Origin of the sequence: Rahnella sp. 2050, assembly GCF_040544515.1 — a bacterium.
Taxonomy (GTDB): Bacteria; Pseudomonadota; Gammaproteobacteria; order Enterobacterales; family Enterobacteriaceae; genus Rahnella; species Rahnella aceris.
Genome location: NZ_JBEPKE010000012.1, coordinates 75,235 through 98,703 on the forward strand (window position 1 = coordinate 75,235; position 23,469 = coordinate 98,703).

The window sequence follows — 23,469 nt, forward strand, 5'->3', positions numbered from 1 at the left end:
TTCAGAATGCCTCGATAATTTCCTGGATGTGAATTCCTGACGACAAATCCGCCAGCATCGGGGTTGATGTGCCATGTTTAACCAGGGCACACCAATCGTCATGAAGATGAATAAATGAATCCGACCAGAAAGGAAGTTCCCGTGGAGGGTCAGGTAAACGTTTCACACCGCCGAAACCAATAGTTTCAGTACCGGTCTCATTAAACAGGCTCAGGAGCAGACTGTTTTCCTGATGAGTGGTATATCGTATCTCTCCCTTCTCAAACACGATCTGCATGTGCAGCCCCAGATTCTGCCCTGTTTCAGATTTACTGGCATGAATTCTGAAATAGGCTCCCTTCTCTGAACACCCCATCACATACCCGTTATCATCCACTTCAACCAGCCCATCTGATTTTTCGCCGACACGTGTTCCCTTTACCGTCCTAATCCCGTTAAGAGCAACCGGGCTTTCGCCTATAAAACAAAACAGGTCCAAAAGATGGCAGGAGAGATCGCCCAGTGCACCACTGCTCTTGCTCTGCTGGGCAGAGTCACGCCAGGTAAGGTGATGGCGAGTCAGTGCCGAATTTTTATTGAAATCTGCAGAGAAGAAATGCAGATCCCCTAATTCACGGTCTTTTATCAGCTGCATAATTGTGTCGATAACCCGGTTATACCGGTAGTTAAAGGACACGATACTGCCTTCCGGCGCAATTGATTTAAGATAACGGGCGGAGCTTAGGTCCGTTGAGAGCGGTTTTTCGCACACAAACGGGATCGGTTTATAGCGAAGAACCTCTTCAGCTACACTGACGTGGAGATGATTGGGTGTGCAGATGACGAAGCCATGACTCATCTCCGCCAACTGCTTCAGGTGCTGACAACGAGTTACCGGCAGGGCGCTTATCTCGCTGAGTTCGCGCATGTTATCTTCACTGACATCATACAGGGCAAGCCCGGTGACCAGCTTATTGAGGGAAAGTGCATACACATGGGCGCGGGCAATACCGCCACAACCGACAATGCCAATAATCATCCCTTTAACTCCTTAAGTACGCTCAGTATTCCATGGCAATACGCATCATCCAGACTGCTGCCGTACTGCTTAATCGCGAACGGGTCAGCATTACCCACCAGATAACTTTTTCCAGCCTTCGCAAACATGGCGAAATCATTCGCGCTGTCCCCAAATGCGATAACGGCTTCTTTCGGGAGAGTGGTTTCTTCCATGAGAAACGAAACCGCCTGATCCTTGCCACAGCAAAGGGGGATAAACTCAACGTCATAGCTATCGGGGGGATCTCCGGCGGCCGGATTACAGCGGGTAAACACGACACGAACACGTCGTTCATCAGCCAGTGTCTGTATGAAGGCAAAGTCACTGTCCATTGCCGGACCTTCAGGATAGTAATAACTGATTTTATAGGGTCCCTGATAATCCTCCGGTTGTTTCCGTAGGGGCATACCTTTTTCCATCAGCATGCCGACTATAGAGTCGACGTTTTCACGGCTATATCCTGAACGACGTATCCGTTCAGACCAGGCGTCCGATGGGCAGAGCATGCCATTTCTTACCCAGTAGAATTCAGTCCCTAGGCTGCAACAGATAAAATGGGGACTCCGTGAAATATAGCCTTTGGATTTACGCCAGGCCGAATCCAGATTAGTTCCCGTCACCCAACCTGCGAGGATGCCTTTTTCAACAGCATTGGATACAAGATAAGACTCCAGCAAGTCGACTCCCCCTGATGGCTTTTTGTCAATGGTCGAGGGGATGTATGTTTCGTCAAGATCGCAGCAAACAACAGTACGAATCACCGTTGGGAAAGGAAATTCAGATGGCCATTTTTCATTTAAAATAGTCATACAGTACCTCGATAACTCTGTTCTGTTCTTGAAGCGACATGTGGTTATGCAGCGGAAGATGAAACAATGCAGAATGAATAATTTCAGAAGGGATAAACTGTTCAGGACTGGAATATTCTGTAGCTAGAGGGTGTTCCCCGCAATGAGAAAGGATTGGGTAGTAAATATCTAACTCAATTCCTCTTTCACGCGCAAAGGAAAACAAAGAATCACGCGCCCCCTGACAGATCAGTACAGGGAATAGATGCCAGGTATTCTGATGTTTCTCAGGCGGAAGCATTATTTTATGCGACAGCTCTGCCAGCAGAAGATGGTAGCGTGCGGCCAGCAGAGAGCGTTTCTTTGCATTATTTTCAAAGTGTCTGAGTTTGACACTTAGCGTGGCAGCCTGCATGTTATCCATGCGGCTGTTGAACCCCCAGTCCTGGGCTTTTATATTTTTTTTACCTTCAGCAAATCCATGATAGGAATATTGTCTCGCCATGCGGGCCAACTCGGGAGATTGAGTCAGTATCGCACCGGACTTGCCGAAGGAACCGATATTCTTGAACGGGTTAAAGCTTAGAATCAGCAAGTCACAATAATTCATGAGTGACCGGATCCCGAAGCACTGTGCCGCATCCACAATAACCGGGATATCGGCCTCGCGGGCTATGCGATAAATGACATCAATATGCCGGCACGAACCATAAAGACAGACCGGTAATACCGCTTTTGTTCTAGATGTCTTAAGGCGTGCCACTTCATCTGGAAGCATATTGAAAGATTTATCAATATTTGCGAACACGGGTACTGCCCCGACAGCCATTACAGCATTCTCAGTAGCAGCAAAGGAGTTCAGAGGGACAATCACTTCATCACCGGGACCAACACCGACAGATTTAAGTGCGATTTTTAACGCATCAGTCCCGCTACTGGTGGCAATGCATGTATGTGCATCATAAAAATTGCTTAATACTCCTTCTATCTTCCCTATGTAAGGCCCGCTGGTAAAAAATCCGCTTTCAATGACATCTGAAATGATGTCCCGGCATTCCTGCCGTTCTTGACGTGAATTCAGTCTTGAGAGAGGCAGAAATGCAATATGTCCGGACTCATCATATTCATTCTCATCATTAATTCTGCGGTAAATATCTTTAAACCGTTCCTGAAGTTCATTCTCCGTTGATGCGCTGAAAACCATTTCATTTAAAACGCTGACATCGTCAAATTTTTCCATAAACACCTCCATTTGATGTGGGCTAAAAATAAACCATCGGAGGGTAATGTTTCATATTCGTATTACGAATTGGTGAATGTGATCACAATTGTATGAAGCATGTAAGTGATATGTGTCATAATTTGGCTTATTACCCTATTAAGATCCTATCTCTAATGGATTTTTTTCTGCTTCCTGAAGCCCTCAGTCTAGGGTCCGCTTGGAAAACGGAAAATATCCTACGTTAAGCCTGTTTTTTAAGCAGGAATGACAGGCAGTTTTGAGTGAACAGCGGACGCTGGGGTTCTTTATAAAAATTCGGTTTGTGTTGTTTTGCATTAGTTTAGAGACGAAAAATATTGCGTCGGTGATTTACCCAGCGCTTTTCTGAACATCGTAATAAATGCGCTGACCGAATCATATCCCAGCGTTCCGGCTACGCGCTGCACGGACTGACCTTCAGCCAGATGGCTCAGGGCAATCATCAAATGCAGTTGCTGACGCCAGCGACCAAAGCTCATTCCTGTCGCCTCTTTTATCAGCCTGGCCAGCGATCGTTCGCTGGTGACCAGATGTGCAGCCCACTGCTTTAACGTTCGCCGATCATCAGGCTCATTAAAAAGTGCCTCCGCCATATTCCGGATTTTAGGATGATCGGATACGGGAAGATGGAGCGCTTCAACCGGCACATCCGGAATATGCTCCAGCAGCACCGCTGCGAGCCTGGCAGTTTTACTGTCAGGAGAATAAGCCTGTCCCTGTTCTGCCAGATACAGAACAAGCTCGCGGACCAGAGAAGTAATCGCCAGGGTACAACAGATTTCCGGCATCGCTGCCGCGCCGGGTTCGATAAACAGAAAGCAGGTATCTGCATTCTTCGTGACCCGGCAACTGTGGGGGATTTCACCCGGAACCCAGACAGCATGTCCGGGTGGAACAAGCCACAGCGCATCCTCAACCTCACAGCTCACTGCACCGCGCAAAGAGATAATAAGTTGTCCCTTACGGTGAGCGTGCGGACTCTGACCTGCATACTCGCCTGACGATGATACATGCAGCGCGATAGCAGCCTGACTGAAAGCATCGGAATTAAACTCATCCGGTGAGGTCACCGGTTTTTTATTAAGTGGCATGATTTAGTTATATGTTGTCAGGTTATCTATATTCTGTAACTCATGCGTCCTTTAAAGTCTTTCTTTTTACCAGAGAAAGCAAAATTTATGTCCCACACTACGAACAAGTGGTCTTCAATCATACTTGTGACCGGCATCCTTTTTATAGCTATCAACCTGCGTGTTCCTTTTACCGCTATCGCACCCGTTTTAGAGTCTATTCGCCATGATTTTGGGCTAAGTATTACTGCCGTTGGGTTGCTTAACTCGCTGCCTTTACTGGCATTTGCCGCCTTTTCACCGCTGAGCGCATCCATCTCACACAAGTACGGTCTTGAACGCACCCTTTTTGGTGCCCTGGCCGTGATTTCAGCGGGCATCCTGCTTCGCTCCACAGGCAGTGTCTGGGCGCTTTATGGCGGAACCATATTGATAGGTATCGGGATTGCCCTCGGCAATGTCCTGTTGCCTGGCCTTATCAAACGCGACTTTTCTGGCAACGTGGCTTCCGTGACGGGGGCATATTCCATCACCATGGGCGCGGCTGGTGCTATTGGTTCAGCCGTTGTCATTCCTCTGACGCAGAACTGGGGCTGGAACATCGCGTTAGCCATGTTGGTTATTGCACCGCTGCTTGCGTTGCTTTTATGGTTGCCCCAGTTAAAGATGAAGCATCAGTTGCCAGCAGCGGGTGAGAAAACAACGGCGACCGTCGCGGTCTGGCGCTCGCCTCTGGCATGGCAGGTCACCTTGTTTATGGGCCTGAATGCGATGCCGTTTTATGTTGCTGTCGGCTGGCTGCCCGCCATTCTAACGGACAGTGGACTCTCCTCAGCCCAGGCCGGTGAAGTACACGGCATTCTTCAGCTGACCACCGCCATTCCCGGCCTGATTCTGGCCGCCACGCTGCGTCGCCTCAACGATCAGAAAGCAGCCGCTGCCGGCGTCAGCCTGTTAACCGCTGCGTCCTTTATCGGCATCATGTACCTGCCGAATCTGGCGATGCTGTGGGCTGCTCTTCTCGGCTTCAGCTCGGGTGCCAGTATGATGCTGGGCCTGACCTTCATCGGACTTCGTACCAAAAATGCCGGTGACGCCGCCGCGCTGTCAGGCATGGCGCAGAGCGTCGGTTATCTGATGGCGGCGATGGGTCCGCTGCTGCTGGGCAAAGTACAGGAGTTGTCCGGAGGCTGGACATTGCCATTACTGATGACCGCAGCAATCGCGGTCGCAGGTGCCTGCACCGGAATGGCTGCCGGACGAAATGCGCATCTGGAACCTGTACAGCAGACGGGCTGAATTGGCTGGCACCACAGGGGAACGATCGGTTCCTCTGCTGTGGATGCTGTCCATTATCGTTCTGAAGCGTACTCTTGCTCTCAAGACCATCTCTTACCGGGAAGGCCGTTTCTCACCTGCGACATCGTTGAAAAGTTCGCCGACCCAGTCAGCAAAAGCACGCACGGCGGGAGAGAGAAAACGCTGATGCGGATAGAGCATCGTCACCGGCACGGAAGGTGGCTGCCAGTCCGCCAGAACCTCGACCAGTTTGCCTTGCCGCAGATTCTCCGAAATCACATTCTCAGCAAGCTGCGCCAGCCCAAAACCCTCAAGACAGAGTCTGATATAGAGTCCCGTTTCGTTAACGGCTGCATCCCCCTCAACCGGCACAGAGAAGGCCTCAGTGCCTCGTGTGAAACGCAGTTCATTAGTGCGTCTTCCCGAACCGGAAAAGTAATGAATCGCCCGATGCAGCGACAACGCTTCCGGCGTCTCAGGCACACCGTATTGCCTGAGATAGTCAGGCGAGGCGCAGGTCACCCAGCGAAACCGGCCAAGTGGCCGCGCAACCAGCGTGGAGTCGGTTAATTCTCCGGTTCGGATCACGCAATCTATCCCTTCCTGAACAAGATCGACCTGCCGGTCGCTGACGCCAATCATCAGGTAAATATCCGGATAGAGCCGGTAAAATTCTTTCAGATTGGGCATGACGACGAAGTGGGCGATACCCCCTGGCATATCAACCCGCAGCCGTCCCTGGGGTCGCCTGACGGAATCACTCAGGCTGGATTCACTAAGTTCAATTAGCGACAGGATCTCCCGGCACTGCACCAGATACTGCAGTCCTTCAGGTGTGAGGCTGACCCGTCTTGTTGTCCGGTTAAGCAGACGTACCTGCAGGTATTTCTCCAGATTTTTAATCGTGCTGGTGACGGTGGAAGCTGGCAGTGACAGTGTCTCTGCCGCGCGCACAAAGCTTCCGGCTTCAGCAACCCTTATAAAAACCTGCATAGCCTGAATCCGATCCATCGTCCTGCTCCTGGGTAAAAGTGAGTCTGATTATTCGCGAATTATGAATTATGAAAACGCTTTAAGCATCTTATTCAGGCTAATAACGTGGTGTATCGTTTCCCCATTAATCAGGAAAGAGGCAGGTTTAATGACCAAATACATCCGAAATATTGTTAATAATCAGAATAGTACTTCACAGGCTACGTTGATTCGTGGCGCCACGATACTGAGCATGGATGGGAGCGTCGGTAACATTGAGCACGGCGATATTCTCATCAACGGCTCAACTATTACCGCCGTGGGCCAGAACCTGGATGTGCCTGGTGCGCATGTCATTGATGCCACCAACATGATCGCCATGCCGGGAATGGTCGATTCTCATCGTCACGCATGGGAAGGACAGTTGCGCCGCATTAACCCAAACGCCACCTGCCTGGACGACTACAGCAACGCCACGCACTTCTCCTTCGCTAAATATTACCGTCCTGCCGATATCTATGTTGGCAACCTGCTGACGGCGCTGGGCGCTATTGACGCGGGCATCACCACAATGATCGATAACTCGCACAACAGCCGAACCGCAGCGCATTCCGATGCCGCCGTCGAGGCCCTGCTTGATACCGGCATTCGTGCCATTCATGCTTCCGGCGCACCGGTAGCTGGCGAATGGGATAAAGCGCACTGGCCGGGAAACTGGCAGCGTCTGCAGGATAAGTATTTCACCGACAACCCTGAAAGCCTGGTCTCTCTCGCCGTCATGGCCCAGCTGGAGCCGGAGTTGTGGGCCGAAGCCCGCCGGCTGGGACTGTCGATTGTCACTGAGTTCTTTGGCGCTGAGATGGGGTCTGAACTTGAGTCGCTGCATCAGCAGGGGCTTCTGGGTCCGGACAATATTTTCAATCACTGCACGGCGCTGCCCGACAGGGGATGGGAAATTCTGCGGGAGGCCGGTGTCCGGGTGAACGTCTGCCCGCGCTCAGATTCGCACTATGGCATCGAAAGCGGGATGTTCGCCATTGAGGCCGCGCAGCGTCATGGCATCAACCCTGGCCTGAGCGTAGACAATGAAACGTCGTACAGCACCGATATGTTTATGGAGATGCGCGTCGCCTTTTACCTGCAGCGCGTGATGGGCATGCATCAGCAGCAGTGCTGCGATTCTGAACATGCGCTGAAAACGCTTCCGGCGGCGCAACTCCTTAAAGCCGCGACTCTTGATGGCGCTGCCTGTGCAGGGCTGCAGGACAAAGTTGGCAGCCTGACGCCAGGCAAACAAGCCGACCTGGTGCTGATTAGCGTCAGTGATCTCAATCTTTACCCGTCCGGCAATGCCTTTGGCACGGTGGTTCATGCCGCCGAGCGCAGCAACATCGACACCGTCATGATCGGCGGACGCATCGTTAAACAGAACGGTAAGGTGCTGGGCGTAGACAGCGCGCGACTACGTGCGGCGATTGATGAGTCGCGTGAGCACCTTTTTGCAGCCTCTGGCTACCAGCCTGACATTTTTGCTGACACCTTCCTGCCGCTGGTGCAGGCCGACTGACCAGGATGAAAAGCATGGGCATGACCTATTACGTAATCGCTTTTGCCGCAGGTCTGGGGATCACCCTGCAGACGACCCTGAACAGCCAGCTGGCAAAGGGACTGGGCGGCGACCCGGTCACTGCGGCGCTGTTTTCATTTACGGCGGGCGCGTTCAGTCTAGGGATTTACGCGCTGCTGCGGGGTGGGTTGATGACATCGCTAGCGGCGATCCCGTCGCAACCCCTCTGGAGTCTGGCGGGCGGAATGATAGGTGCATGTGCACTGTTCAGCTATGTCGTGCTTGCGCCGAAAATTGGGTTTTCAGCTCTGCTCGGGCTGGCGATTGTCGGACAGTTACTTTCCTCGCAGATGATTGATCATTTTGGCTTGTTGGGCGCTGTGCGGCGTCCGGTTTCGTTACTCAGGCTGGGGGGAATGCTGGTTATGCTGATCGGACTTGCCGTCATGCTTTTCAGCGATCGACTTTCTGCGCGTTATCTGCAGTAACTGCGTTTACCCACGTTTACCACAGCGCAGACGCGGGTGAGTCACGCTCAATGTGCAGTACGACCTTTATTTATCCGGAGGATTAACATGTTTTCAATTGCAGCTGATGTCAGGAATACGCTGGGAGAGTGCCCCCTGTGGTGTGAAAGAACATGCAGACTCTATTGGACTGACATTGAATGCAGTGAACTACTCGCCTTAGAAGAAGGCGATGACGCTGTGATGCGCTGGTCGCTGCCAGAACGCCTTGGATCCTTTGCCCTGACCGAAAAGAGTCACATTCTGCTGATGGGACTCGCGTCCAGGCTGGCTTTCTATGATCTCAACACCGGTATTCTTACAACGGTGGCAGCCTCACCGGGAGAAACAGGCACCCGCACAGGTGACGGACGGTGCGACCGTGCCGGTAATTTTGTCTTTGGGACTATGGATGAAGGTTATCCCGTAAAAGTCATCGGTAAGTTTCACCGACTAAATGCTGCAACGCTGACTGTTGAAACGCTTGCGCTGCCCGAGGTCGCCATCCCGAACAGCATCTGTTTCAGCCCCGATGGCTGCACGATCTATTACAGCGACTCGATGCAGGGCAAAATATTCTGCTGCGATTATCCATCTCTGGAGAACCCGCGCGTGTTCACCGAAACAGCAGGCAATGGTGCACCTGACGGCTCCTGCGTGGATGCGATGGGCTATTTATGGAATGCTGAATGGGGAGGGAATCGTATTGTTCGTTACAGTCCGGATGGGACCACAGACACTATCCTGCCATCCCCTGGTATCCAGAGCACCTGTCCGATACTGGCCGGTGAGGGCTTCACCAACCTCTACTGCACCACTGCTTCTGTGGGGCTTTCTGCGCCATCAATTTATGACGGTGCTTTACTGAAGGCCGAATCTGCAGTCTTTGCCGGTTTACCAGAAAGCCGGTTTGCAGCATAAACAATGTGAGAGCTCTAATTGCCGCATGCGGGCAGGACTTTATCTGCTTCAGTCTGCCAGTAATGTCCGCTTCTGGCACCAAACTGCTGTAGGTGAAGCCCATCAGGCTGCTTCGAGCGAGCAGCGGATCTTTGACACTGAGATATTCAGCTTCTACTGGCATTTATTTTGTACCAGCCCTTTTCGGCCTAAATACGAACCGGACATCCCATATATATTTTATTTCAGACGGGTGACTCGCCCAGCACCCAACTGGGTCCGGTATCGGTAAAGCCCGCAGGGAAACGACTCGCGGCATTATATGACTGTATCCAGCCCGGATACCGGAACTTTGATGATTATCTGATCCCATCTTCCGATTTTGAAAAGTCACTTCGGGATAACCAGTTACCCCTTGCCATTCCGACCGATTGCCATGAATACATCAAGAGCCGCATGACGCTTCTGGCATCGCGACTGGAGGAAGTGAATGCAATGGCGCTGGCCGGTGATTTGCCCGATGTGGATATCTCGGATAAAGGCGTGAAAATTACCCCGCTGGATAATAGCGTCCCTTCATCAGCATCCCCTTTTGCCGATCTGGTTTATGGCATGTTGCCTCACCCTAAGATTACTGAAATGTTGGATGAAGTGGATAGTTGGACCGGTTTTACCCGCCATTTCACACATCTCAAAAATCATCACGTCAGACCTAAAGACAGAAAGTTGTTAATGACCACGATTCTGGCTGATGGCATCAACCTTGGGCTGACAAAAATGGCCGAATCTTGTCCAGGAACGACAAAATCGTCACTGGAGGGGATTCAGGCCTGGTACATCAGGGATGAGACCTATTCAGCAGCGCTGGCCGAGCTGGTCAATGCTCAGAAAAAACGGCCTCTGGCTGCATTCTGGGGCGATGGAACAACATCATCGTCTGACGGGCAGAATTTTCGGGTGGGCAGTCACGGCCATTATGCGGGTCAGGTCAATCTCAAATACGGTCAGGAGCCAGGTGTGCAGATTTATACGCATATTTCGGATCAATATAGCCCGTTTTACACCAAAGTCATCAGCCGCGTGCGCGACTCAACCCACGTACTTGACGGCTTGCTATATCACGAAAGTGATCTTGAAATCACCGAGCATTACACCGATACCGCAGGTTTTACGGAACATGTTTTCGCGCTAATGCATCTGCTGGGATTCGCATTTGCACCAAGGATCCGGGATCTTCATGACAAGCGCCTGTTTATTCATGGAAAGGCTGAGCGTTATCCGGGACTTCAATCTGTGATATCCACAACCCCACTGAATCTTAAAGACATTGAGACACACTGGAATGAGGTACTTCGCCTCGCAAGCTCGATAAAACAGGGGACTGTTACCGCATCGCTGATGATGAAAAAACTGGCCAGTTATCCTAAACAAAATGGCCTTGCAAAGGCATTGAGGGAAATCGGACGCATCGAACGGGCACTGTTTATGCTGGACTGGTTTCGCGATCCATCACTGCGCCGACGCGTACAGGCGGGGCTGAATAAAGGTGAGGCCCGCAATGCGCTTGCACGAGCGGTCTTTATGCACCGATTGGGTGAGATCAGAGATAGGGGGCTGGAGAATCAGAGCTACCGGGCCAGTGGTCTGACGTTGCTGACTGCGGCGATCTCCCTGTGGAATACGGTATATATAGAAAGAGCCATAGATTTCCTGAGACGAAAAGGGATCCCATTAAATGACCAGTTGATTTCTCATTTGTCCCCGCTGGGATGGGAGCACATCAATCTGAGTGGGGATTACGTCTGGCGGACAAATCTAAAGCTGGGACAGGGTAAATACCGTTCATTACGCTCAGTGGATAGTGGTCTGTACAAAAAACAGGCTTAGCGTAGGATATTTTCCGTTTTCCAAGCGGACCCCTCTCACGCCTCTTGGCATCATCATGCAGTGGCGCAACGACCTGGTCCACCGGAATGGAGTGGATGAGCAGGATGTGCCGCTCGCGATATCACCGCTGCAGCTGCAGAATGCCCTGCAGAAGGTTTATGAACTGATAGATGCGGCTGACATTTCAATGCGGCAGGAAGTGGATTTATTCGGTGACGGCCGCACGGAAGAAAACAGAGAAATTATTGCTTCAGCACTGAACATATATTCAACCAGAGACGCATCCTGATGGCCGGAATCATTACCCTGGGACAGCAGTCGGCCCCTGTTGCTCAGTTACCCGTGGCCATCGACTATCCCACCGCGCTGGCACTCCGCAAGATGGCCCTGGTCCAGGACGACCTGCCGAAATACCTGCTGGCCCCGGAGGTGAGCGCGCTGCTCCACTACGTGCCGGATTTGCACCGCAAGATGCTGCTGGCGACGCTCTGGAACACCGGCGCGCGCATTAACGAAGCGCTGGCCCTGACCCGGGGGGATTTTTCCCTGGCACAGCCTTACCCGTTCGTGCATCTGGCCACGCTCAAACAACGCACAGAAAAAGCGGCGAGAACGGCCGGGCGGGCACCCGCCGGCAGCCAGGCACTTCGCCTGATCCCCCTCTCGGATCACCTGTACGTCAGCCAGCTGCAGATGATGGTGGCCACGCTGAAAATTCCGCTGGAGCGACGCAATAAGCGAACCGGTAAGACCGAGAAGGCGCGCATCTGGGAGATCACCGACCGCACGGTGCGTAGCTGGATCAGCGAGGCGGTGGACGCGGCTGGCTGTGACGGCGTCACGTTCTCGGTGCCGGTGACACCGCACACCTTCCGGCACAGCTACGCCATGCATATGCTGTACGCCGGTATTCCACTGAAGGTGCTGCAGAGCCTGATGGGACACAAGTCGGTCAGTTCGACGGAGGTCTATACCAGGGTATTTGCGCTGGACGTGGCGACCCGTCATCGGGTGCAGTTCTCGATGCCAGGCGCCGACGCGGTGGCCATGCTCAGGCAGACGTCACGATGATGGTGTTCTATAAGTTTTCAACTAGCATTCTTTCCGTAAAACCACGCAGTTCCTGTGCGTGATAGGAATGGCATTTTACATTCGACACAGCATTGAACCACTTCATAAGGATAACTCTGTGCAATTAACCTAAGTAGTTTTACGCATTAGCTGTGTCTGGTTTTGGTGCGTAGGAATTGCAGTCTGTTCGGAGTAGGAAAGTAAAAGCTTTAAGTTGCCAGAATTAGCGAGAGAAGATTGATTTCATTCAAAATGCGTAGCTGGATCTGGAATCTTTATGAGGGTATAATTTCTTGAATTGAGGAATTTCTTAAAGGAATATGGGGCTGAGTTATTATCAAACTGGAGTCAAGAGTTGTTAAAATGCTTTAGATTTGCTTTTTATCTATGACAGGTGGGTTAGTACCAAAACTACCATTATACTTATTATATTAATTTTTATAGGAAAGAGGTGAGGATCTTGAAAAAATTTATGTTTGTGTTAGTAGGCCTAATATTATCCTTGTTAGCAATACACTATTCCCCACTTAATCCTGCGGGAACCCAGTATTCGGCCCACCCGTTTGTAAGCTTTGTAGTCAGCTTGCTCCTCGTATGCCTCATGCTAAAAGCTGGATCTTGGATCGCAGACAAAACCAGTACTAATCACTAGGAAAATTTTTGAAACTCTGATTTCCCATAAAAGCCATTCATTAATGGCTTTTATGATTTAAATAATTTTAAGTTTAAGGAATTACATTCCCCCTTAAACTCCATGATGCAGAGCAACTTTATACGACAGGACTTTTAAAATAATGGAAGAGGATTTTACAGGAAATTTTAAAAAAAACAAAGCTAAAATTTTAGTCATCATAACCCTTTATCTTTTATTTACCATATTCCCTTATATCCTGACGAGTTTTTTCCAAATTGGATTTGATGATTCAATAATATTGATGCTGATTTGTCAGTTATCTCTCGCCGCTTATGTTTATAACATATTTTCAAAAAAATTAAATGGCATTAATTTTAATTTTGTGAATTCTAAAACCAATATCACTTTATTTTTAATTTTGTTATTTTTCTCTTTCGCTCTGTCAGGATTGTTTTATATTCATAGTGAACAGCCTGGATATGATACCCCCCCCATAACAATTCCACTTTTCATTGTCCTTGTCTTTATCGTGCCATTATACGAGGAGGTTTTTTTTAGAGGGTTCATTCTGGGTTTAATAAACTTCAAATTCAATGATGACTGGATAGTAACTTGTTTTATAACAACTTTTATTTTTTGCTTTTTTCATTTTAACTCTTATGAAATATATCAACAGTTGAATATTTTCATTTCAGGATTATTGCTGTTTTATATAAGAAAACGTACTAATGGTCTTCTATATCCGGTGGTTTTACACTCGTTCATGAATTTTTTCAGTCTAATCATGCAATGATATTCACCATGATGTCAGCTCATAATTATTTATATAACTACCCTAAAGTCGTTATTACTTCAGGGTAGCTTAGCGTAATGTAAACTATTTGGACGTGATTACCAGTTGATTACCAGTGGCATTGACCATTGACGCTGTTGGCATTAGCGTCTCCGCCAAAACTGCCCCGACCGCCATTATCAGACAGGCATTTACTTGCATTTTTAGCCACACCGAAGCCCATTTTAACCGCATTAGGAAAGCCTTTAGCCAGTGCTCCAAAAACGCCTGTAGCGCATTCTGTAGTACCTCCATATATATTGGTAGGAGCTCTTCCCGCAAGATGACTCCAGGATGCTTGGTCATGATGGTCATGTACGTTACCGCCGCCATGCCCTCCTTCATAATTGGAGTTAGCATTCCCGCCTGCAACTAAAGCTAATTGAGATTGAGAAAGTTCTTTTATCATTTTTTTACCCTCGTAACGGTTATGATTATTCTGCTAATAATTTGGTCTCCACCAGAAAATTTCTTAGCAGTGATACTGACACTTGCCGAAAAAAGTGAAGCTGAAGAATTCTCATTACCAACATATATATAACTATTTCATAAAGAAAATGAAATAGAAGTAAAAAACTCCAGCAACATCATGGTAAGTCTTTTCTTCAGTCACACGTTTTCTTTTGAGTGAAAGGTACAAAATAGTTATACGCCCAAAGGTAAGATTTTGTCAGTTTTCTTACCTTTAGTTACATTTAATTTCCTTTTGTTAAAATTTTTATGGCAGGCATTCATTTTATTACTCTCATCCCATGCTATTTAATGACACGTTAAAAATCAAAAAATTAATTATAAGATTATGAAAAATATTGATTTTTTATCTCACAGCATTGTTTTGTCTTGTGTTTTCCCCAACGCCTTTAAACAATTTTTTTTAAAAGATGTTTGTTGGGTAAAGTTATCAAACAAAACAGGAGTACTATTCTGGGCTGGGATGTCGCCTGCATCTACACAAGCTTGGCGGGGGTTATCTTTTTAAGATATGTATAATATTCCCAATAATGCTTAGCCTCGAGAATGAAGCATATGCTTGGGAGCAGCTGACCCTTGTTAAATATGTACTGGCCACGTTTGCTGAGTTTGAAAGAGGTAAGACATTCGCGCGCAATGGTTAAGATTAAGCCACTGCGCTAGTATAAGAAAAATGCGGACGAAACAATCAAACGATCAGATAAACCAACGCTTGCCGGTGTAAGATAAGGGCATAGCATAATCAACGTGACGCATCACATCTCAACTCGCTAAGGAAGGGCAGACCGTGTTTCGCCAGGAAGCGATTAATAATCAGAAAATGAAATGGCGCGGCCGAGCGCTACTCCTCCCCGGTATTCCCTTTTGGGTTACCGCGTTATTATGCCTTTTATTTATTACCACCTTCCTGACCTTTGTCATTGCCGTAAATTATACCCGCAGAGTCAACGTGACCGGTGAGATCAGCACCTACCCACGCGTGGCTAACGTCTATTCCGGGGTTCAGGGCGTGGTAGTCAAAGAATTTGTTACTGAAGGGCAGGTAATCAAAACGGGTACTCCCATTTATCAGATAGATGTGAGTAAAAGTACCCGCAGCGGCGTGGTCAGCGATAACCAACGCCGGGACATCGATGACCAGCTTGAGCGCATTACGCAAATCATCGACCGGCTGGATAGCAGCAAAAAAGACACGGTCGAGATGCTGGAGAAACAAAAGGCACAATATACCGTGGCTTTACAGCGCTCCACCGACATACTCCGGCGCGCCGAGGAAGGGCTCCGTATTATGAAAGAGAATATGGAGAACTACCGGCAATACCAGACCAAGGGGCTTATCAATAAGGATCAACTCACCAATCAGGTGGCGTTGTATTACCAGCAGCAAAACAATCTGTTGGGTCTTACCGGCCAAAACGAGCAAAACTCTCTGCAGATCACCGCCCTGGAAAGTCAAATCCACACACAGGCCTCAGAATTTGATAACCAGATTTATCAAATGGAACTCCAGCGCTACGAACTGCAAAAAGAACGGCTGAATATCGATGCCGGCGGAACCATCATCGTCCGTGCACTGGTTGACGGTCGCGTCGACTCCCTTAGCGTCACGGTAGGGCAAATGGTCAACGTCGGCGACAGTTTGCTGCAGGTTATCCCACCCTGCATTGATCATTACTCTCTGGTACTTTGGGTACCCAATGATGCTATTCCCTATATTTCCCCAGGGGACCGGGTCAACATTCGCTATGAAGCCTTCCCTTCGCAGAAATTTGGGCAGTTCGCCGGCACGGTGTCAGTGATTTCCAGAGCACCGGCGTCACCGCAGGAAATGCTGACCTATCAGGGTGCCCCCAAACCCGCGCTGACCTCCGCAGTCCCTTACTACAAGGTGATCGTCAGACCAGAGAAGCAGACCATTATGTATAACGGTAAACGCCTGAACCTTGAAAACGGTATGAAAGCGGAGAGCACACTATTTTTGGAAAAAAGGAAGATATATCAATGGATGCTATCACCGTTCTACGACATGAAACACAGCGCGTCGGGACCGGTCAATGAGTAGGCTCTCTGTCAAAAAACTGCTCGGCCAGCTCGACATCCGGCTGCGACAACGCGTCCCGCTAGTTCATCAAACAGAATCCTCTGAGTGTGGCCTCGCTTGTCTGGCGATGATCTGCGGCCACTATGGCAAGAACGTCGATCTGATTGCGCTACGCCAGCAGTTCAACCTCTCGGCGCGTGGCACCACGTTGTCCGGATTAACCGGTATCGCCGAACAACTCGGTTTGTCCTCACGTCCCCTGTCACTGGATATTGAAGATCTCAGTGCGCTAAAAGTGCCGTGCATACTGCACTGGGAGTTTAACCATTTTGTCGTTCTGGTGAGCGTCAGGCGTAATCACGTGGTTATACATGACCCGGCCAGGGGCCGAAGGACCATCAACATGGCGGAGGTGTCGCACAGTTTCACCGGCGTGGCACTCGAGGCCTGGCCAGGCGCTGCATTCAAAGCAGACACCGTGCAAAACCGGCTCAGTCTTAGCACGCTTATGGGGAGCGTACACGGCCTCAAAGGGACGCTAGGCAAGATTTTTTGTCTGTCAGTGGTGATTGAAACCATCAACCTTGTGATGCCGGTTGGTACACAACTGGTGATGGATCATGCGATCCCTGCCGGCGATCGCGGTTTGCTGACCTTAATTTGCGCGGGGTTGTTGTTCTTTATTCTGCTGCGGGCGGCAGTCAGCATGGTGCGTTCCTGGTCCTCATTAGTCATGGCTACCCTCATCAACATCCAGTGGCAATCCGGGTTGTTCAATCATCTGTTGCGACTGCCCCTGGGGTATTTTGAACGCCGTAAACTGGGGGATATCCAGTCGCGCTTCGGCTCGCTGGATACATTGCGCAGCACCTTCACGGCCAGTATTGTCGGTGCGATTATGGACATTATCATGGTGGTCGGCGTGTTCGTGATGATGATTTTGTACGGAGGCTGGTTAACCTGGATAGTTATGGCCTTCACAGCCCTATATGTACTCCTTAGGCTACTGACCTACGGTTATTACAGGCAACTGTCAGAAGAGTCTTTAGTAAGAAATGCCCGCGCCGGTTCCTATTTTATGGAAACCCTGTACGGGATCGCCACAGTCAAAATGCAGGGGATAGCAGAAAGACGCAGTGCCCACTGGCTCAACCTCGAGATCGATACCATCAATACCGGGATCCGGGTGACTAAGATGGACATGCTGTTTGGCGGCATCAACACCCTTGTCTCAGCCGGTGATCAGGTGGTGATCCTGTGGCTGGGTACCAGCCTGGTAATAGACAACCAGATGACTATCGGTATGTTCGTTGCGTTCGGCGCTTTTCGCGGACAGTTCTCCGACAGAATTGGTTCATTGACCAACTTCCTGCTGCAATTGCGCATGATGAGTCTGCACAACGAACGTATTGCCGATATCGCCCTGCATCCGCAGGAAAACCGTAAGCCGGACCTCCCTTATGAGGCGCGTTTACAGCCGGTGTCGCTGGCAACCTATGCGTTGAGTTACCGTTATGACAGCCAGTCTCCGCCCATTTTCAACGGGTTGGACATCACTATCGCGCCAGGAGAAAGTGTGGCTATTGTTGGGCCGTCCGGCTCAGGAAAGACCACCTTGATGAAGGTATTGTGTGGGCTGTTTTATCCTGATAATGGCAGGGTAGAGGTGAACGGTATTGATATTCAGCAACTGGGTATCAATAACTACCATAAGATGATCGCCTGCGTGATGCAGGATGACAAGTTGTTTTCCGGCTCCATCCGGGAGAATATTTGCGGATTTGCAGACGAAGTGGATGAAACTTGGATGCAGGAATGTGCCCGGGCCAGCTACCTGCATGAGGTCATCAAGCAAATGCCCATGGGGTATGAAACCCTGATCGGTGAATTGGGAGAAGGGTTGTCAGGCGGGCAAAAACAGCGACTATTTCTAGCCCGCGCAATTTATAAAAAACCTGCAGTCTTGTTCTTAGATGAGGCTACCAGCGCCCTGGACAAGGAAAGCGAGGCGATGGTGAATCACGCGATCAAAGCACTAGACATCACAAGGGTTATCATTGCTCACCGAGAGACGACGATAGCTTCGGCAGACCGGGTGATATATCTGGAATGAGGTGGAATAGTATGGTGAATGAGGCTTCTGATCAGATACGTCATTGAATACTACAATAGGGAGCCATTTTACCCCATCTTGATAGTCTTTCACCAAACGAATTTTTCGGGTCAGCAAGTACCGGATTAAAGGAGTACGGACGCTGGGAACGTTACAAATTGACCCGCCACATTGGCCATAAGAATTAGAAAACCCTTTGTTAATCATTTATACGGGTAATGCTGAATATAGAAGGAATGAAAAATGAGTGATTACCACAAAATCTAATGCCGTCTCTTAAACGAATTGGCCACTCTGCAGTTTTGTTTTAGATGAAGCTACCAGCGCAATGGACAAAGAATTATTATCCGGTCATGGCTAGGGCATCATCTTACCTGTTTTCTTAACTGAACCTTCGGCACAGACTCTGTTTCGTCCTGTACGTTTCGCCTCATACAACTGCTGATCGGCGCGATTGACAACATCTGCTGACACCAAACCTCTGTGCTGGCCTGGATAAACAGTCGTAACGCCGAAACTTGCACTGACCTGACCCCATGGCGTATCCAAATGGGGAATCGTCAATGCGAGTATCCCCTCGCGAATGCGCTCAGCAACTTCGATCGCCCCTTTTGTATCGGTGCCAGGCAAAATAACGACGAACTCTTCGCCGCCATAGCGTGCGACCAGGTCGCCGGCTCGGGTCACCTGTTCAGCCATTACCCTGCCAATGCTGTGCAGAACGGTGTCGCCAGCCACATGTCCATAGCGGTCGTTGAACTTCTTGAAAAGGTCCACATCCAGCAAGATTAGCGAAAGGCAATCATCGCCGCGTTGCGCACGTTTAAGTTCCTGATCAAGAATTTTATCGAACATCAACCGGTTTGCGATGCTGGTAAGCTTGTCCGTGTTTGCCAGTACCTGCAGGCCAATATTGTACTGTTCAAGCCCCTCGGAACGGTCATGCAGTTTTTGAGCGAGCGTGTCCCGGATACCTATTTGCCTGACAAGTTTTGATGCGAGCAATCCGAACATCGCGCAGATCACCAATACCGCACCGCCAAGGAACAAGCTTGAGCGCTGCCATTGGCTTAATAATTCTGTTTTCGTGCGCCCGACAGCAACAATGAAGGGGTAGCCATCCACGTGCCTGTAGCTGTACAGCCGTTCGATCCGGTCAATCTTTGAGACCAGGGTTGAGGAACCGGCGTAATGCGTGGACAGAGCCTGCAGAACAGGGCCTTTAGAAATATCAGTCCCGATCAGCTTTTCTTCAAAAGGCCGCCTGTACACCAACGTTCCATCGGTAAGTGCGAGCAAGACGGTGCCGGTTTTGCCGATATCAATTTCGTTATAAATACGTTCAAAAAAATTAATTTTGAGCGTAACGAGGACAACACCGCCGAAGCTTCCGTCCGGTAGGTTAATTCTCCGTGATACCGGAATAATCCAGACGCCGGTGGACCGGCTTTTAATTGGCGGTCCTACATGTACTGCAAGGCTTCGATTAGCGCGGTGGTACGTAAAGTATTCACGGTCTGCATTATTCCCTTTAACCGGGCGGTTGAGAGACGTAGCCAGCCATGTTCCGTCCGCTCCGTAGGCGAATAATCCGTGTAGTTCGGAGTTGGCCTTGGCTGTTTCAACCAGGTGAGCCTGCAGCCGGCCGAGTTCGTGTGCACCGGTACCTTCGACTTCCAGACGTTCCGAAAGATCGGTCAAAGCAACACTTGCGGTTTTGAGGGTTGATTCCATCTGTACAGCGATCATGCGGGCAATATTCGTGTTGGCCACTTCAGCATCGCCCAGTTGCGCTGTGCGGGATGCAGAAATAAATGCGCCGGCGAGGACCAATATCAACAGACAGACAAGCGCTGTAGCTAATATAACCATAGTCGTAACAGGGCGCTTCATACCGCTCAGGAGGAGGAGATAGCGGTCCGAATCGTTGGGGGATGCATTCAATACAATTCGCTCCTTCATTCTGTGAGCATGAAACCTGGGGAGAAGTCTAGTATGGCATTAACCCCAAGTTTAGATGAGCTATATCATCACAAATGGCTTTTTATCATCGGGTTATTATGAGGTGGTGTGTAAAGCGTATGGCTAACTTTACGTGGTTCTGTTTGCACTTTAATGCCGCACCTGTAAACTAAATAAAATCAATGAGTTAAGTTCGTATAATCATCATTATGTTAAATTCTAGTCATTCAACTGCATGTTCTTTTTCCTCAAAAAATTCCAGTACAGGCTTTCCTCTCCTCTGGAACTCTTATCTGGCTTCGTTATGCAGTAAAAGAGATGATCACCAAAAACGCCGCATCGCTAAAGTGTGTTTTAAAGCCGTTGTGCAGGAACAGGAGATAAACATGGTCATGAAGCTCATTAGAAAAAAAGCTCCACGGGGTGCCCTGAAACGCTGGCTAACTGAGGAAGAAGAAACTGCTGTTAAAAATATCTTCGGCCACAAGCAGGCGCGCAATGCGCAGGATCGTGCATTGGCGGAATACGTTATCCTTGAAATGCGTGAGAGTGAACTCTGGCTGCAGTGCAGCTGCTTAGCCGGCGACACGCCCGCGCTCAACAGTGCCAAGCTGATGTCTGAAACCCAGACGCTGTTCCTGTCAGGATTTGGTCACAGTCATGATCCGTCCTGTCCGATGTTCCGGGTCTTTAAAGGCGATGAGGATGCCACCCGTTCAGGAACTCGGCAAGCTGCCGGCAGCAAGCGCCTCAATTACCGAGATTTTTTACCCGCCGACGAGTCGGAAACAACCATTAAAGCGCAGGGCAAGCCGGTGACGGCAGGCGATGACCGAACCCGGCGCAAACGCCGTCCCCGCCTTGCGCGCCTCCTCCTGACGCTCATCGAGGATGCGGGACTGAACACCTTCAGCCCGGTCAGCCTGCTGCCTAACAAGACGGCCAGAATCTGGCTTGACGCCCTTGCAGCCTCGGCGGATGCGCAGGAGTTTATCCGCGGCCGCCGGCTTTCGGAAATCATACGGTTTCAGCCGGCGATGGGCGAAGCTGCTCAGGAAAGGCTGATGCTGACACTGGAGTGCCCGGACGCAAACTGGCCTGCTGGCAAAGCCCGGGTTTTTTATCAAATATTCATGTCGGACCTGGTCAGCCGTGAGCACGCAACCTTTGCCTGGAACGGTGGTGAACGAATGTTCGCCCCGGAGAAAGGTGTAAGCATCAACGGAGAGTCGCAGGAAGGCGTGAGGCCGCCTTATTGGGTGATCCTGGCCTTCCGGCGCGGGGCTGAGGGTACGATCATATGCAGTGAAGGGTATGCGCACGCTCTGTTTCGGCGTACCTGTCCGGTACCGGTAGACAGCGGGCTGGAGCGGCAAACGCTGGAAGGGATAGCAGAAGTGGCCAGATGGCTCAAAGGCAAAGCGGGCGACCTTACTCTGGTGAAACCCCTGTTTGATATTGAGGTAGACGTCGAGGGAGACAAAGGCTTTGTGCTGCCGGATTTTATTATACAGGCCAGAAAACCAGACGGCCGGGAACATACCGTGGTCATCGAGACAATGGGATACACTGATGATGAGTACTGCGAGCGTAAAGCCGAGCAGCATAAAGGGATGCGCACGTTGGGAACGTTACAAACCGATCCGCCACGCTGGCCACAGGAAGTAGACAAGCGCTTTACCAACCATTTGTACGGGGTCATGCTGAATCTGGAAGGTGTGAAAACGAGTGATGAGACCCAGACTCTAATGCCGCCCACTTAAAGGAATTGCACACTTTGGTTTTAAATCTTCATCCGGGGAAACGGCTTTATTCAGCTTGGTAAAAAATTCGGATTTTTCAGCCATGAACGAACGTTCCCTAAGGGCAGCACTAGCAAAGAGTTAACCGATAAGTACTCAAAGCAAGTCTTGAAAAGTAAGAGAAATTACGTCTACACTGACATGAAGAATTATTGTACACATGCCCAATGTGTCATTAATTTCTACGCTCACATGACAAATACCGGTATTCAATTTTAAACTTGATGTTTAAAGAGAAAATATGAAGATTAAAACATTACTCACATTAGTGGCGATAATTATATCTAGCAATGCCGTCAGCAAGGAAAGCAAAACTGATGATGTGTTAGAACTTAATAATGCAACCGTTTTATTAAAACTTAACGATGGCAGTAAGGTACAAGTAAAAACGTGTGATGAATATGTCACTTTGCGTAAGGCAGGGAAAAAAATTGTTGGATATCCAGGTCGCGATCCTCAGGAGTTAGGTGAGGCAACCCGAAACTTAGACGAATGTTTCATGAAAGCTTACGCTACAGCGAAGGGGTGGCAAGACGTTAGCGCAACGACACAGCCCGTAAGTATCAAGGATATTGTCGAGCATTTTCCTGCTGAACTCGCCATGAAAACGTTGAACACTGTTGATATAAAAGCCAAAACTATCAATGATACGGCGACGGACTGGAGCATGACAGATAATGGGGCGTACATTTCAAAAACAAATAAAGTGGGTTACTTCCCTTTTACCACTCATAATTATGTCGATCAAAAAGGTACTGTGCATCTATTCCTCACACTGGCGAGCTTTAAAAACCCAGAGGATGTTTGGAACTTTACGAGTTATCAGGTCATATCTCAAACCTCGCCGGTTTGGGACGTTAATAAAATCGACGTTAACAGCCCTCTAAAATAAACATTAAGTTTTATTCTTATTTTATGTAGCACACCTTGTTATTAAGATGGGCTTTTACTTACTTACCTTGTGATGCAGCTATAAGCTGATTTCGTGTATCCACATTACGACTCTCCTGAATTTTCGTGCGATGAGATTCCTCCGCTGCTCCCGGAAGCTAGGCGGCATTTTTCCGCCAGCGGCTTCTATGCCTGCCGATTCTCTGCATTTTTGAAACCAGCGCGTCAGAGACCACAGGTGAACCGGCTTGCCTTTATGCTGGATCAGCTGACCTGCCCCCAGGATTAGATACAACGCTCACTTAGTAATGTCGGATCCTTCACTATCAGAATTACCCTTTCTCCAGGCCGCCGCAAATTCAG

General features: G+C 49.4%; 17 protein-coding genes and 2 pseudogenes. 12 read left to right on the forward strand and 7 right to left on the reverse strand.

What is annotated here, in order from left to right; translation table 11 throughout:
- Position 1: 1 nt before the first annotated feature.
- The 4 genes from ABIC79_RS24600 to ABIC79_RS24615 form a co-directional block, all read right to left on the reverse strand.
- Positions 2-1,018, reverse strand: a complete 1,017-nt coding sequence (locus tag ABIC79_RS24600; RefSeq protein ID WP_241917324.1) for a Gfo/Idh/MocA family protein — start codon at positions 1,016-1,018, stop codon at positions 2-4.
- Positions 1,015-1,848 carry an HAD-IIB family hydrolase gene (locus ABIC79_RS24605; RefSeq protein ID WP_241917325.1) on the reverse strand — a complete coding sequence of 278 codons (834 nt, stop codon included), beginning with the start codon at positions 1,846-1,848 and terminating at the stop codon, positions 1,015-1,017. Before ABIC79_RS24605 ends, ABIC79_RS24600 begins: the two co-directional genes overlap by 4 nt.
- The gene (locus ABIC79_RS24610) at positions 1,832-3,067 is read right to left on the reverse strand and encodes a DegT/DnrJ/EryC1/StrS family aminotransferase (RefSeq protein WP_241917326.1); all 1,236 of its coding nucleotides are present in this window, start codon (positions 3,065-3,067) and stop codon (positions 1,832-1,834) included. The genes ABIC79_RS24605 and ABIC79_RS24610 overlap by 17 nt, the downstream gene beginning before the upstream one ends.
- 317 nt (positions 3,068-3,384) lie before the next feature.
- Positions 3,385-4,179, reverse strand: coding sequence for an AraC family transcriptional regulator (locus ABIC79_RS24615; protein ID WP_187510456.1), 795 nt, complete (start codon positions 4,177-4,179; stop codon positions 3,385-3,387).
- An 87-nt stretch (positions 4,180-4,266) separates the two neighbouring features.
- Between ABIC79_RS24615 and ABIC79_RS24620 the strand changes: the two genes are divergently transcribed.
- On the forward strand, positions 4,267-5,457 hold the full coding sequence (locus tag ABIC79_RS24620; protein WP_119261557.1) for an MFS transporter: 1,191 nt from the start codon (positions 4,267-4,269) through the stop codon (positions 5,455-5,457).
- Between the two features lie 93 nt (positions 5,458-5,550).
- Here ABIC79_RS24620 and ABIC79_RS24625 read toward each other — a convergent pair whose 3' ends face one another.
- Positions 5,551-6,468 (reverse strand): LysR family transcriptional regulator, encoded by a 918-nt coding sequence (locus ABIC79_RS24625; protein ID WP_015697045.1) that lies wholly within the window; start codon positions 6,466-6,468, stop codon positions 5,551-5,553.
- Between the two features lie 130 nt (positions 6,469-6,598).
- Here ABIC79_RS24625 and ABIC79_RS24630 point away from each other — a divergent pair, with 130 nt between their 5' ends.
- From ABIC79_RS24630 to ABIC79_RS24660, 7 genes and pseudogenes are all read left to right on the forward strand, one after another.
- Entirely contained in the window at positions 6,599-7,996 is a 1,398-nt protein-coding gene (locus ABIC79_RS24630; RefSeq protein ID WP_015697044.1) for an amidohydrolase family protein, read from the forward strand.
- A 14-nt stretch (positions 7,997-8,010) separates the two neighbouring features.
- Positions 8,011-8,484, forward strand: a complete 474-nt coding sequence (locus ABIC79_RS24635; protein ID WP_015697043.1) for a DMT family transporter — start codon at positions 8,011-8,013, stop codon at positions 8,482-8,484.
- An 87-nt stretch (positions 8,485-8,571) separates the two neighbouring features.
- The gene (locus tag ABIC79_RS24640; RefSeq protein ID WP_015697042.1) at positions 8,572-9,423 is read left to right on the forward strand and encodes an SMP-30/gluconolactonase/LRE family protein; all 852 of its coding nucleotides are present in this window, start codon (positions 8,572-8,574) and stop codon (positions 9,421-9,423) included.
- Positions 9,424-9,744: 321 nt separating this feature from the next.
- Positions 9,745-11,289, forward strand: a pseudogene (locus tag ABIC79_RS24645) (Tn3 family transposase); the annotation flags it as partial.
- A 31-nt stretch (positions 11,290-11,320) separates the two neighbouring features.
- Positions 11,321-11,578 (forward strand): annotated as a pseudogene (locus ABIC79_RS24650) (hypothetical protein); the annotation flags it as partial.
- Positions 11,578-12,360: a site-specific integrase gene (locus ABIC79_RS24655; protein WP_354568780.1), complete on the forward strand. Its 783-nt coding sequence runs from the start codon at positions 11,578-11,580 to the stop codon at positions 12,358-12,360. The pseudogene ABIC79_RS24650 and the gene ABIC79_RS24655, both read left to right, overlap by 1 nt.
- 935 nt (positions 12,361-13,295) lie before the next feature.
- Complete coding sequence (locus ABIC79_RS24660; RefSeq protein WP_354568793.1) at positions 13,296-13,787, forward strand: CPBP family intramembrane glutamic endopeptidase; 492 nt, start codon at positions 13,296-13,298, stop codon at positions 13,785-13,787.
- Between the two features lie 109 nt (positions 13,788-13,896).
- Here ABIC79_RS24660 and ABIC79_RS24665 read toward each other — a convergent pair whose 3' ends face one another.
- Complete coding sequence (locus ABIC79_RS24665) at positions 13,897-14,235, reverse strand: hypothetical protein (RefSeq protein WP_013578367.1); 339 nt, start codon at positions 14,233-14,235, stop codon at positions 13,897-13,899.
- 849 nt (positions 14,236-15,084) lie between these two features.
- On the opposite strand from ABIC79_RS24665, the gene ABIC79_RS24670 reads away from it, so the two are divergent.
- Both ABIC79_RS24670 and ABIC79_RS24675 read left to right on the forward strand, forming a co-directional pair.
- Positions 15,085-16,359, forward strand: a complete 1,275-nt coding sequence (locus ABIC79_RS24670; RefSeq protein WP_013578366.1) for an HlyD family secretion protein — start codon at positions 15,085-15,087, stop codon at positions 16,357-16,359.
- Positions 16,352-18,451 carry a peptidase domain-containing ABC transporter gene (locus ABIC79_RS24675; RefSeq protein ID WP_013578365.1) on the forward strand — a complete coding sequence of 700 codons (2,100 nt, stop codon included), beginning with the start codon at positions 16,352-16,354 and terminating at the stop codon, positions 18,449-18,451. Before ABIC79_RS24670 ends, ABIC79_RS24675 begins: the two co-directional genes overlap by 8 nt.
- A gap of 357 nt (positions 18,452-18,808) precedes the next feature.
- Here ABIC79_RS24675 and ABIC79_RS24680 read toward each other — a convergent pair whose 3' ends face one another.
- The gene (locus tag ABIC79_RS24680; protein ID WP_013578364.1) at positions 18,809-20,395 is read right to left on the reverse strand and encodes a sensor domain-containing diguanylate cyclase; all 1,587 of its coding nucleotides are present in this window, start codon (positions 20,393-20,395) and stop codon (positions 18,809-18,811) included.
- A 404-nt stretch (positions 20,396-20,799) separates the two neighbouring features.
- Here ABIC79_RS24680 and ABIC79_RS24685 point away from each other — a divergent pair, with 404 nt between their 5' ends.
- Both ABIC79_RS24685 and ABIC79_RS24690 read left to right on the forward strand, forming a co-directional pair.
- Positions 20,800-22,176, forward strand: coding sequence for a DUF8534 domain-containing protein (locus ABIC79_RS24685; protein ID WP_354568784.1), 1,377 nt, complete (start codon positions 20,800-20,802; stop codon positions 22,174-22,176).
- A gap of 280 nt (positions 22,177-22,456) precedes the next feature.
- On the forward strand, positions 22,457-23,107 hold the full coding sequence (locus ABIC79_RS24690) for a hypothetical protein (protein WP_354568786.1): 651 nt from the start codon (positions 22,457-22,459) through the stop codon (positions 23,105-23,107).
- Positions 23,108-23,469: the final 362 nt, after the last annotated feature.